The 13,274-nt window shown below is 55.5% G+C and carries 6 protein-coding genes; 1 reads left to right on the forward strand and 5 read right to left on the reverse strand.

The features are described 5' to 3' along the window. Positions 1-755 precede the first annotated feature (755 nt). Positions 756-3,071, forward strand: coding sequence for a hypothetical protein (locus ACTOWJ_RS29170; protein ID WP_441338147.1), 2,316 nt, complete (start codon positions 756-758; stop codon positions 3,069-3,071). A gap of 306 nt (positions 3,072-3,377) precedes the next feature. On the opposite strand, the gene ACTOWJ_RS29175 is transcribed toward ACTOWJ_RS29170, so the two are convergent. From ACTOWJ_RS29175 to ACTOWJ_RS29195, 5 genes are all read right to left on the reverse strand, one after another. After that, positions 3,378-4,886 (reverse strand): YecA family protein, encoded by a 1,509-nt coding sequence (locus ACTOWJ_RS29175; RefSeq protein WP_441338148.1) that lies wholly within the window; start codon positions 4,884-4,886, stop codon positions 3,378-3,380. Positions 4,887-5,049: 163 nt separating this feature from the next. Further along, positions 5,050-7,062: an AIPR family protein gene (locus ACTOWJ_RS29180; RefSeq protein WP_441338149.1), complete on the reverse strand. Its 2,013-nt coding sequence runs from the start codon at positions 7,060-7,062 to the stop codon at positions 5,050-5,052. Between the two features lie 22 nt (positions 7,063-7,084). Continuing rightward, positions 7,085-8,281: a Shedu immune nuclease family protein gene (locus ACTOWJ_RS29185; protein WP_441338150.1), complete on the reverse strand. Its 1,197-nt coding sequence runs from the start codon at positions 8,279-8,281 to the stop codon at positions 7,085-7,087. Between the two features lie 515 nt (positions 8,282-8,796). Further along, positions 8,797-12,321 carry an AAA domain-containing protein gene (locus ACTOWJ_RS29190; RefSeq protein WP_441338151.1) on the reverse strand — a complete coding sequence of 1,175 codons (3,525 nt, stop codon included), beginning with the start codon at positions 12,319-12,321 and terminating at the stop codon, positions 8,797-8,799. A gap of 174 nt (positions 12,322-12,495) precedes the next feature. Beyond that, complete coding sequence (locus ACTOWJ_RS29195) at positions 12,496-12,840, reverse strand: hypothetical protein (RefSeq protein WP_441338152.1); 345 nt, start codon at positions 12,838-12,840, stop codon at positions 12,496-12,498. Between the last annotated feature and the right edge of the window lie 434 nt (positions 12,841-13,274).

Raw genomic sequence — 13,274 nt, forward strand, 5'->3', positions numbered from 1 at the left:
CCGCACAGCGCCTTGAACTACAGACCACCAGCGCCCGAGGCCTTCATGCCTGCCAACGCAAGTGCACATCCACGTTTAGCCGCTTAAACTAACTTTACTTCTGGACCAGTTAACGCAGGCCAGTCAGCGAGACTGAACTGACGGTCCGTCTTTATGGCGGTTGGCGGACCGCATCCAAGGCGACGACGCGGGCTCAACAGCTCATTCCCCAGCTTACCGCCGGATCCCACCGTTTTATCGCGCGCCCGGGGCACGCGCCTTCTGCATCGAAGATACGCCTCGTAGTGCAATTGGCGTTATCGCCTCTGGGATCTTCAAGCGTGTTTCCGACGACTTTGGCGAAAGATCGATCGATTCGCTCGTTTCGTCCGCGCGCCTCTCACAGTTCCCCGTGTATTGATCCTGCGGCGTGCGGCCTAGGCTTTCTCGCTAAACTTACACATCAATCCGCCTGCATAACCACCGGTTGCGCGAACACACCGAAGGATTTACTCGTCCGCGACGAGCAAAAAATGGTGGACACTTTAATGGTAGCCGATATGGCGCATGCAGCACTCATAGACTGCGATAAGGATATTGTTGTGATCACATCAGACACAGACATCTGGCCTGGGGTTCTACTGGCCATCAAAGGAGGATGTGGCGTGACTCAAATTCATCCCAACCAGTCTGGCTCCTCACACCGATCACTCGTGGACATGCTTCCGCAGACGATTCAACACTATTTTCAACAGATCTCTATCTAGCTGGCGGCCATGGAAATCAACGATCTTAAGCAGATTCTCATTACTTTCGCCGACGAGCCGTCGGATGTAGAAGTTCGTCACGGCCGAATTACTGCGCAGATTCGCGATGACCTGATTGATGCCAAGCTGACCTTCGATTCACATGGCGAAATCATGGTGGAGGAAAATGATAGCTCGCAGCACTGGCGGAGTTGGATCATTCAACGCGTCGCAAAACTTCCCCAGCTTGCTGACCGCATCATCGCCACCACGAAGCTCACCCCGGAGCAGGAATCCCGGTCACCTTTCGTTGCTCCAAATGCGACGATTGTGGGCGACCTTGCACTGTCCGATGATCAAGAGGACGAGGAGCGCATCGAGCCGAACGCAGCCGACGCACTGAGTCGAGCCGCCACAACTTTTGTGCCTGGCGCGACCTCAGTGCTTTATCTGACCTCGGACGCCGGCGAGGGCAAGACCACTTTGATCAGCAAGGTGGCGCACGCGCAGGCCATGCTCTACAAAGAGAAAAAGTCCTCCTCCCTAATTGTGCCTATACCCCTTAGTGGTAGAGCTTTCCTAACCTTTGACGACGCCGTAGTAGCAGCGCTCTCAAATCGACTTCGCTTTGGCTATTACTACTACGACGCCTTCCTGCAACTGGTGAAGATGAACGTAATCGTTCCGGCGTTCGACGGGTACGAGGAAATGCTGGTCGAGGGGTCAAAGGGCGAGGCGGTATCTGCACTGGGCAACCTCGTCCAGTCACTTCAGTCCAGTGGGTCAGTCGTCATTGCCGCGCGCAAAGCTTTCTTCGACTATCTCAGTTTCCGTACCCAGGCGCGTCTGTTTGACGCCATCGGTGATCGCAATGCGACCTTCAGTCGGCTGCAGCTTCAGCGCTGGAGTAAGGGCATCTTCCTCAACTATGGCCTTCGCCGCGATGTGGTGGATGCCCAATCAATCTATGGAATGGTCGAAGCTCGCCTGGGTAGCGATCACCCCCTCCTGACTCGCGCTGTGCTTGTCAAGCGCTTGTTTGATGTTGCCGAGCGCACGGAGGATCGTGAGCAGCTTGCCAATGCGCTCGGATCGCATCCTCACGATTATTTCTACACTTTCGTTGACGCTATTATCCAACGCGAAGCATCAGAAAAATGGTTGGCGCATGTCACAGGTGAAGCACGTGAGCCGCTGATTTCCGCGCAGGAGCATCACATACTGCTGGCCATGCTTGCGCAAGAGATGTGGCAGACCAGTACCAAGACGCTGCGTTACGACGTCGTCGATGTAATCGTGGATCTCTTTTGCGACGCACATGGAAAAACGCACCAGGTCAATCGTCAGATCAAAGAGCGAGTGCGCCAACACTCACTCCTTTCATCCGATCTGGCCCGGGGCACAGGCCTAGCATTCGATCATGAGGACTTCCAGAGCTTCTACCTGGGCGAAAGTCTGGGCGGGCTTCTTGAGCAGTGCCGGATAATCGACATCCACACCTTCTTACAAACCAACTTAGTTCCCGCCGCGACACTGGAGCAATCCGTTCAGTACCTTGAGCGTCATGAAATCACCGTCATGCCTGTGCTAGAAATGTTACAGCATATCAATGACAACGAGGCTAGCTTCAGCTTCTGCAAGGAAAACTGCGGTTCGCTGCTCATTCGACTCGCAGAGGCCATTGGATTTCAGCAAAACGGGTTAGTGCTTGAACGGTTGTTCCTCCCTGCCGAAGCGCTGGAAGGTACACGCTTGAGAGGTATTACCTTTGAAAAGTGCGTATTCCAGCCAACGTTGATCGGCGTCGATTGCGTCGAGCAGGTGGCATTCGTGAATTGTGAGTTCGAGCGTCTGGAGCTGCACTCTGGTGTCTCCCTCAACCAGGTTCGCTTCGTAGATTGTAAGATCGACTCGCTAGTCGTTCGAGGGACCGATGATCTACAGTCGTTTGATCCACGTGTAATCCATCGCCATTTGGCCAGTGCAAATGCGACAGTTTCGGCTGGTCTTCTCGACGTCGACGAAAGTGCACGAGAGGAGGACGATCGTACGAAGGCGGCGGAACGACTCTTCCGCTCATTTATGCGTCGCACGCATGTCGATGAATCGATTTTGAAGAAACGCACGGGTCGAATTCTGGCTCCAGTTCTTTTCGATAGAGTCATTCCGCCGCTTCTGGCTAATGGTGTGATTGAGGAGGTTCCGTGGACAGGTCAAGGAATCCAGCGTCGATTCAAATTGAATGTGCCGATGAGTGTCGTATACACCGCACTGGAAGCCGCCGGCGGCGGATTTGATCAGTTCCTGGCCTCGGTGAGCTCGCAGATATCAAGGGAGCGACGCTAAGCTCTCCGCACCGTCCTCGCTTACGCTACTCGAATCGCTCGCAATTACAGCAGGATGAGCGGCGGGATGAAATTCGTCCAACTTAAAGCCCCTCTCCGTTCGAGCCCAGATAGTCTCATGAGCCGAGACAAAGCAAGAGAGGCGTCAGTGGCGTCTCAATAGGATTGCGTTCACGCCAAAGGCACTTACCTCAGCACGTCTACCCCTTCTTACCATTGGCTAACAGTCGGTCTGGAGCGCTCAGAACCAGAGGGTTAGCGGCGAGGAATTCAACCTAATGACGACAATCTTCACCGAGCAATTCTGCTAGTCCAACCGGCTCGTGTACACCGTTCCATGCCGCGGGCCGGAGATGTTGCAGCATTTCTTATTTTTCTTTAGCGATCCGCATGGGCAGGGATCATTCCGCCCATAGCGACGTAACGACTTGACTGAATGCGGTCGGATTTGAACATCCGTCAGAATCTGCTCGGTTGCCGAAAATTCCGAAAGACGAGCACTCTGCTCCTCTGAGAGAGGCCCGTCGTACTTAACGTAGATCATGGTCTCGGAGCGCGTGCCGCTTCCATCGGCTGTCTGCGCTCCTATGACGACTGCTTCGGCGATACCCTCAAATCTCAGCTGCGCAATTGCGGCGTAAGCCTCCATCACCTTTAAGCGATAAGCCCGATATTCATCGTATGTCACGCCCTGACGGATCCATGGCACGAATACGAAGAGATAGACTCGCCCCGGGTGGCAAATCGAAGGAGCCATGCGCGACGAGCGGACGCCCACTGGAATACTGTCATATTTTTCGACGAACGCGGTGCCCAATCGAGCGCGTGAAGCTAGATTCTCCGAGGCCGCAACACGGAGTGCGACTTCATGTGCTTGCAAAGGTGTTTCATTTGCCTCGCCGGTTTCCGCTGCTAAGACCGCCTTGCAGAACGGCTCGATAAGCTCAAACCACTCGCGAGCCCTCTTTCTCATCTGCGAGCGTACTCGGTACGACTCCGATTGAGTGTAAAGAAGCCATTCGCCCTCCGGAATGTTAACCCTGTAGCCAGCGGCTATGGTGGGACCCGCGAAAGGCAGACTGCCGTAGCCGGCGGGGGTCTGTTCTTGAAGATAGAACGCTAATAGCTCTTCCTCCCCAGCGTAAAGAGACAGCTTGCCTGCGCGGATGGCTGTCTCTTTTTCGGCGAGGTAGTGCACGAAGTCGCCGATTGTTCCTAGCTCGGATAGCACGCGATCGAGGGTCTCCTCATCGAAGACGTGGACATAGGGCCTTTTCTTATCCAGGTCTCCGACCACGAACGGACGCTTACCCTCGTCTATGTCCGGCACACCGAAAGCGTGCATTAGCGTACCGCTACTGCCTGGGCCGCCAATCTCGGTGAAATAGGCGTGGGCAGGTTTAACACTATTCGACGTGACCGCGATTAGATGGATACGAGTACGTTCGGACATTACAGGCAGGGGAAAGGGAGTCTCGCACTTAGCATCTAGGAAAATGGCGGGATCCGGCCCTTGGAGGTGTTTCATAGCACCCCAGAGCTGATAGGCGGATTCCAAAATCGAGGCACGAAACCAGCGAGACCAAGCGACCTCAATGTCAGGGTGAGATGGCCAAGCGATGTCCTTATCTGAAAATAGGACGATGTCGTCGCCAAATATCACCGTCAAGTCGGCAAGCTCTTTAGCTACCCCCTTTTTCGCTCGCCGCGAAAGACAGGGGTAAGACCATAGGGAAAAAAAATGGCTCGACGCGAGTGCCGCCAAATAGCGTTCGCGCTGCGTTGTTCCAGCGTTCTGCGTGATCGGTCGGAGCACTGTCGACCCCCTAAAATTTATTCGACCTTCCGCATCCTAAGCCGCAGCGTCACGGATTGGATCGCCCAAGCTTTCGTAGGCAGCCGCTGCCGTGCGTTGGTCTTGGTTGAAACGCGGCCCCAGTGTTTATGGCACCACTCGTGCACAATCCTTATTCAGCGTACTAAAATGATTTCAGTACATGGTTGCCGTTGTCGTCTAGAGTGACTCGCTCAGGGTCGCACCCTGCTACCGAGCCATCTAGTTCGTAAAGCACGCCATCTCGTTGACGGAGGAGCAAGCCGTCTTCCACGAGCAGATCGACCGCACTGAATAGTTCTGCGGGTGAACAGCCGAGCTGCCTGCACACGTCAATGTGCGTACCAGGCTTCCACGGCTGGCGAGGCAGCGCGTTGAAAACGTCTTCCTTGAATTGACTTGATATCTGCGGCGGCCGAGTGTCGCGCCTTGGTCTGCTCACTCTGTCGTCGGTCCCAAGTACGCGCCTAAGGCCGCCCAGTTCGTAGTCGCTTGCAAATTGACGGCACAGGTCCTTTACGGCTGATTTGCTTCTCCAGCCTGATTTCATCACGCGTTCTGGAATCACGCGCCATGTTTCTCGTACAAGATCGGCCAAGCGGTTGTCAAACACCACCAAGGCGAGATCGGCGGTCGCGTAGTCGAACGTCCCGAGATGCCTTGCCAGAGACATATAGGCAAGGATATAGCGATTCTTAACTAGAAATCGGTCCGACGAACTTGGAGGACGCGACAACTCCAGGATTGAATCTGCCAGCTTTAGAAGTCGGACTATTGGCGAGCAAACAGTCAAAGGAAGCCGGTCACTAAATAGGCCCTGATAGAACTGTTCAGAGCGCAGGCTTTTTTGGCGCAGCGCGACGGCTGTCCATGGCTCCCGCTGGACAAGCGCCAGTATCCCGGCAGCCAAATACATCGGGCCCACAATGTCTGAGGCCGCGACCCCTTGATTCACATAATAATTCTTACGTCTCTCGTAGTAGATTCCTGAGCCCCTTAGAGCCTCCTCAATGTCACGTTGAACTTTGTCAGTTGCGCGCAGGGAAACTTGCTCAACTGCACTTTGGTTGTTAGTTGCAAGAATGATGCGATCTCGCGCCACCACATCTTCGGTTACGATCACTTTCACCATAACTGAGCGTCGGTCATGGCGAATCGTTTGCCGGTCCTGCGAAGCGAAATGCCGAAAAATTGATTCAGTTGTCTGGAGGCCATTCACCACCTGCACATTCTCCATATGCAAAGTACTGTTCGTGACGAATGCGCTTATCGCGAGAATGGTGACGCCATTATTCAGCCACCAAAAATTGGGCGACCCATCATCAGCCAACGTGGTCGCAATGTCTTGGTTTACACGATTAAGACCCATAAAATCCCGAACATTCGAGTCAAATAAGTATCGACGAAGCTTTCCTCCTTCATCGGAACAAAACTCGTAATAGTCAGCGAGATTCGCCAAAAGCACATATGTCCCGTCATTGTTCAACGACGCAACAAATGGCAATGACAACGAAAACTTTGGCCTCTTCCTGTGCAAACTGATCAGCTCTGTCGATCCTATAAACTCAAATCGGATAGTCGCCGAATCAAAGTGCCGCGCGAGAACATCCTGGATTTGCGAAGCGCGAGCTCGTACTTCAGTACCGATTCCGTTACTGCTATCGCCGCGCGAAGCGTACGACACCGCAACTTGAAAGCTTGTCAGTCTCGGAGCCAATCGCCTGTATGCTTGCAAAAGTCGAGCACGGCATACGAGCACATGCTCTGAGTAAGCGCCTTTTAGACTTTGCTCCGAAATAGAGAGATCTAATAGCTCACTGAACGATGCAATCAGAGCGTCTATTGCAGCTTGGCTAAAGGTACTTGCGTGCTTACAAGTCACCAGATGCAGAACTATCTCCGCATTACCTTTCGGCCACACGAAGTCAGAGACATCGATGAGACAGTGCCCATTGACGATTACGTAAAATCCATCTATGCCCCCGTCCTGCCGACCATCGACCCACCCTGCACGAATTTCGTCTTGACTGAGGTCCCACTCCTTCAGTAACTGAGTTAACGCGAATAGCTCGAAGGCTTCTCCGCGAGTACTGCCGACCCCCTGTTGCAGCAGATCGTCTATTACGCCATCAAGCAGCAGAACATCGTTCGTTGCCATTTCGCCCCCGCATTATCGATCGTTAAGGTCCGAACCCGAGCTGGCTTACAACAAACTCAAGCCTTCTTAACAGATCATCGTAAGTCATGATATCGACTACGTTCTTATACTTACGGCGGACCACCTCGAAATCACGTCGCTGATGCGTAGACAACCTATCGTCGCGCCCCATTATTATAATTCCGCAAGGATTGGTGATCCTAACTAGGAAGCCATCAGGTAGCTTACTGGCGAATCTAAGCGTTAGAGATTCCTCTCCTGCCGGACCCCATCGATTCAGATGGTAGATGTACTTTTCGAGCTGCATCACCGACCCAGATAGCTCGCGCATTGGAATGTGGTTACCTCGATAGACGCCTTCCGTGACGATGCACTTATCAAAAGGCTTCTTGATTTCAATGACGTCGACGCTTCCAGATGCATCCACGAGAAGAATGTCGAGCTCTCTCACCGTATCTCGGTCGAAATCCTTGACGGGCACGCGCTCAAACGCTGCTATGTATTTAGGATTTAACAGACGCACAATCTGCAGGATCTCGGCCTGCCACGAGGCTTCAGAGTAGGTCTCTTCGGATTTAAGCATTTGCACGAGGCGATCGTATAGATAGCGATACTTGCGCCGTTCTTGCTCACGAAATAATGACTGAAAGTCCTTCGCCTTTCGACCGAGTCGTTTTCCGACGTATTTCTGGTAAAGACTTTCAGCATCGACTTTTGCGTCGGTGTATTCGCGGACAACGGACGCTACGCGTGCGAGAACGTACCGCTTAAGCTCGTGGTCACTTGGAAATCGCTTGACGAGGTTTTCGTACTCGACGACGGGTATCGCATCCTGTTCCGGGCCGCCAATGACAATGCGTGACGGCTTGAGGTCTGCGACGGCCTGGAAAATTGACGTTCGCTTTTCCGACGTAAACCACTTCCAGGTTAGCAATGCGTCCTTCGCGATGAGAACGGGGCAACCCACCGGCAGTACTTCTGGGTCGAAGCGAATGTAATCGCCTTCTACGCTCGCAATCACGAAACGTATCGATTTGTCATCGGGATCAAGATCTTCATCACTGGGAAGTTCCTCGACCAGTTGGATCTGGCTAAGGTGGAACGTCCCTTTGATGACAAGAGGCTTTCCATCGGCGAATCTGTGATGTACCCACGAGGAGCCGTCTCGCGGGCTGTAGATCAAGTGAAGCTGGTCGTCAACTATTTCGAACTCAACCATGGGGGCTCCGAACAAGCATTCCGACTGCGGGCTTTGGCGCCGTAGAAACTGGGCACCCCCTCGACATAAGGCTACTAAGCAACGCCAGCTCTAAAAACGATATAGGCAAGCGGCACGACAAGCATGCAAGCAATCACACTCAGACACCCAGAGCCACGAGTCCGGCCAGATGAACGGCCAAGCTCCCGCGCTGGTTGAGATTGGAGCCACTTCGAATGACAAGATTGGCAGTAGAACTTCGTCTTGTTGTTGCGCCAAGCTTCAATGGTTCGAGCGTTGTGCCGGGAGGCTGTGCTGCAACGAGAGCATCTAAATACTTTCTCAGCCGGTCGGCGCGACAAGAGTTTTACCAGGAGCGAAACGAGCACGACGGCTAGGGCAGCGATGCAAAAAAGGATTTCAGGCGTCATAATAGTTCCTTCTTGATCATAAAGCCTGGTTCGAATCTGTCATGCACCATAGAGCCACGGATAGCCCCAGCGTGACCGGCGATGGTCATATGGGTGGCGATCTATCTAAACGGCACTGGCGGCCATCCTGGGCGTTACCAATTCCTGGATGTCTCTAAACGACTGACTGATCATTTCGAAGGCGTCATCACCGTGGTAACGCATGGATGATTCGTAGCGTGACAGAGCACTGCGCTCGTTGCGAACGGCAGATAGCCAATTGAACGAGCCGACAACGAGCCAAGAACGGTCCACCAGCAACATTTTGCTGTGGACACCCTGGGTGACAGCCAACCGCACGACGGCCCCTGCTTTCTCCAAGCGATTGATACAACGAGCGAACTCGTCCCTCTTCGCATCGTTGAGCTGCTCGTCAGACAGCACCCGGACTTTCACACCACGGTTTGTTGCAGCGCGAATGCCGTGCTCGATATTGTCCGCAGTAAGCGCGGACTCCGTTAGAAATGGAGACACAATCACCAATGTCTTCTGTGCAGTCGCCATGGCTTCCTGCAGAACAGCCCGGTGCTCTTCCAATGACCTGCAAAGCTGCCCTGAAAGGGAGTCACTGCCTGGCAAAAGAAGTTCCGTGTCCACGTCCGTGATCTCTTCGCCATGCTTGAACAGCATGCGCCCGATGACTGCACACGGGTGGTCGCCTTTGGGGTGGAATAGATGCATGTTGCCAAACACCATGAAGGCGTCCTGCGCTCGCGAAATCGCCACATTCAACATCGATGCGTTGCGATCGATGAAGGTCGCCCCCGGGCTCACCCCAAGACCGTAAGTTGGTGAAAATATCACCACCCTTCGTTCAGCACCTTGCAGAGAATGCACCGTGCCCACCGTTATTCCATGATCTTTCCCCAGATGCATACTGAGGGCTGCGGCCACCTGCTTGCTTTGCGCTGAGAACGGAGTGACTACCGCCACCAATTTCCCGATCGCCTCCCCACCGTAAGCGGCTTGAATACTGTCTCTATGATCCTTTAACCACTTGGCGATCGCACTGGCTTCTGTCGGATTGTCTCGACTGCCGCCACGAAGATGGTCCCTGCCAGGGATGTGAACGAAACCCACCGATGGCATAATGGGTCGGGGGCCATCATCCTGGCGCATCGCTTGCAAGCGACCGTTGTAGACCAAGACATTGCACATGCGAATGATCTCGGGCCAACAGCGTCGGTGTTCCGACAGGAACATGCCGCGCCCACGCTCAGGGAACTTCGCATAGACCGTTGCCCGCTGCGCCAAGCGCATGACGCTACCGTTCGCCGCGGACATGCCCGATTCGCGAAAGTCTTGCAACGCCAACTCATTCTCTGCCATGCCGCTTCGTAAGGCGTTTGCCCCGTCGATGCGATCGGGAATCTCCCAGATGGGCTCGATTTGATCGACATCGCCGACAACTAGAGCGCGTTTCGCCAGTGCAAACGCTGTTGCGCCAATTTCGGGTGACACTTGGCCGGCTTCATCGACAATCAAGAGATCGATTTCGTTAAGCATGGCCACGGACTCCTTGGGGGAAGGCCATGCGATGAATTTGTCCGGCAGCGTAAACAAGGTCGCCACATAACAAGGGTGCACCATCGCTAGGCGCCTGTATTGCGCCATCAAACGCGCCGGGGCTTTACTGTCTTGGATAGTGTCTCTGACCAGAAATTGCTCTTCCAAGTGCCTTAAATAGCGTGCTTCCCAATAATGCGTGGCCACCTTGAACGCGGTAAAGCGCGGACCAACGTCCAATGCCCCTTGGACATAAGCGGCTTCAATACTCTGACCGCCAGTCACCACTTTCAGGATCTCGATAGCGGACGCCAACCTACGCATACGGCCCTGCACCTGTGCCGCGCACGCGCCTGCATCCGCAAGCGCCTGGCGACAGTGCTCGACCAGTGCGTGACTCGCCGTTTCAATCTCTGGTCGGCTCGATAGCTCAGCAAACTGGTCATCCAACAAGCTGGGCCTCGAAGCTACGGCCTGCACGCAAAACGCATGATCTCGCTGTCGACGCCCTTGACGAAAACCTAAACGGCATACAAAGGATGTCCACCATGACTCAGTGGCTTGATGATGGGCCCAATCGGCTTTGAGCTGCCGGGCCGCGGCCAGTAGCGCTTCCGCCTGCCCCACCTCGCTATTGCGCTGCTCCCACTCGGCCTGCAGCACCGTCTGGAACTCCTCCACTGAAGCATCGGACGCTTCCTCCTGTCCGACCAAGTCAGCAACTTCTTTGAGTGCGGCGATGGCGCGCTCAATCAAGGTCGCTTGTCCCTTCAATTTTTCGTGGAGCGCTTTAACCGCTTTGGTAAGCGTGAACGCTTCCCGGATATCGAATGCGGTCGTGAACCGCTGCAAGAATGCGGTCCGCGCCTCATCCAGCGACACCTTGTTTTCGAAGCGTTTCGCATCAAATTTGGCGTCTTTCCCCTTGTCCTGCATCTCGTGCACGGGGAAATCGAAGTCCCGGTTGGCTTTGCTCGCCGCGGGCCAGTAGAGACCGTAACTTTCGATGCCGTCCAGCCAGCAACCCGCGAGCGGGCCATCCCCCTCTTTTACTTTCGAGAAGGCATGGAGAATATTCGTGACCGCCTGATTGTTAGTCGAGGTTGCGACGATGATTGGTGGCTCAGCCTCATTCAGCGCGTGCTGCACCCATAAGCTCGCGATCGCGCTGAGCAGCAACGTCGTCTTTCCGGTTCCGGGCGGCCCGTCGACCGCCAAGAGGCTCGCCCCCTTGTCCGATGCGAGGTGATGCATCAGCGCCTCACGTTGAGACGCGGACAATGGGTACTCACGCTCCATCTGCCCCAGGTGCGCAGCAGATGCGCTGAGCTGCTGGGCCGGGGATAGCAAGGAACGGTCTTGAGCTTTGTTGATCAGTTCATCGAACAACGGAACATCGGGATTGACTTGGGCCTGCAGCAATTCCAACAACCGCACGATAGAAAATGTCGCCGGTGAATTGCCCGCAACAAGCATCAATGCGGTGTCCAGACGTTCGTAGCGATCAATCTCAAGCTCATCGAACGCGATGCCGTCGGCCGCCCCCCTCTGGGTCACCTCGGTGACCAAATCGATTCCGCGTCGCATCAGATCCGCCCAGGTCGTCGGGGCTTTCTCGTGCTTTGCGTACGCGACGTCGGCATCCTCCACTCGTCCAATGCTGACGTTGCGGCGATTGGGCTCCAGCACGTCACGTGGAATCGTGGCGGGCGTGCTGAGAGAGGGGTCTGGGCTCAGTCGTCCGTCCCGGTCAAGCTTGGCGAACAGCATCAGAGGCGCAATGGTTCGCGGCAACGTTTTGTCGTATTCGCCACGGTCAGGACGAAGCCCATAGACCCGAGGCAGGACCACCACCCCAATCGGCCAACTCCGGTCGTCCTCCTGCTCGGCCTGGCCCAACCGCTTTCGCAGTTGCTTCGCCAACGCATGCATTTTTTTCCGCGCATGCTCGCCGACAACGCCGCCGTCAATTTCATTGAATGTGACACGAACAAGGTCGTCGTCTTTCAGGCGGGGGGTGAGGCGCGCCGCGTCGGCCAATGCGTATTGGATGTATTGCAGATATTTTTTCGCCACCGCATCCATGCCGTTGCTCCTGGGCGTGACCGATTCATTCCTTTAACCCGCGAAACACCGCTCACCCGGGTCGAGCCCTCGCCCCCGGGCCGGGAAGCACCGTAGCATCACCGATGCCCATTTGACCTGGATGGCGGTTCCGCCACCGCGATCAAAGCAACCACTGCGAACGTTACACCGTGCCTACCGACGTAGGGGCGACGAGCTCGGCGCGCCCCCGCCCGCGTCTCGGTGCAGCCTGTCGAGGGCGGCCAGGGCCTCGGGGCGGCCGCGCCGGTAAGGCCGCGGCGCAGGTGCCGGGGCCAACCGCACCTCCACGACGGCCACGCGTAGATCACGCAGCAAGGCAAACGCGGTTTCGATGCGGGCAAAGCGGCGCGGGCCGCCGCGTTTGGCCGTGAGCACGCCTTCGCTGAGGCCGTACTGGACCGAGAGCACGTAGCCGTCGGCGTGGCCGTGCAGGGTGTAGCCGCGGACGGCGCCGGCGAGGGCGAGTTCGGCCAAAGTGGCCTGGGACAGGGCTTTCATCGGGGCGGGCTCCCGAAACCAATCGGTTCGGGTGACGGTACGCTTGGTTCCGGGCGCCGGCAACGCGGGTTGCGGGGATGATCTCGAACATAACGCGGGACTCCACACAGTCCGACGGACGGGCCCGTGCCGAACCGCGTCGATCGGCTTTGGTTACGTCGCAGCCGTCCGCGTTATGTCCCGAGTGCAAGCCAGCTTTGTATGATCGATAAGCCCTTCAATTCGCGCGCGCCTATGGAACCCGGCTCTTGGCCACCTCGGTCGGACACGATGGCGATGCAGCCATGGGCGTCAAAATGAAGGCTACTACTGACTGGCCTGCGTTAACTGGTCCAGAAGTAAAGTTAGTTTAAGCGGCTAAACGTGGATGTGCACTTGCGTTGGCAGGCATGAAGGCCTCGGGCGCTGGTGGTCTGTAGTTCAAGGCGCTGTGC

Source organism: Lysobacter sp. CA199, from assembly GCF_052078715.1.
Classification (GTDB): Bacteria; Pseudomonadota; Gammaproteobacteria; order Xanthomonadales; family Xanthomonadaceae; genus Lysobacter.

Bases quoted from the DNA above. Each gene is read 5' to 3' on its own strand.
- ACTOWJ_RS29170 (WP_441338147.1), top strand. From the start codon at position 756: ATGGAAATCAACGATCTTAAGCAGATTCTCATTACTTTCGCCGACGAG.
- ACTOWJ_RS29180 (WP_441338149.1), bottom strand. From the start codon at position 7,062: ATGGCAACGAACGATGTTCTGCTGCTTGATGGCGTAATAGACGATCTG.
- ACTOWJ_RS29185 (WP_441338150.1), bottom strand. From the start codon at position 8,281: ATGGTTGAGTTCGAAATAGTTGACGACCAGCTTCACTTGATCTACAGC.
- ACTOWJ_RS29190 (WP_441338151.1), bottom strand. From the start codon at position 12,321: ATGGATGCGGTGGCGAAAAAATATCTGCAATACATCCAATACGCATTG.
- ACTOWJ_RS29195 (WP_441338152.1), bottom strand. From the start codon at position 12,840: ATGAAAGCCCTGTCCCAGGCCACTTTGGCCGAACTCGCCCTCGCCGGC.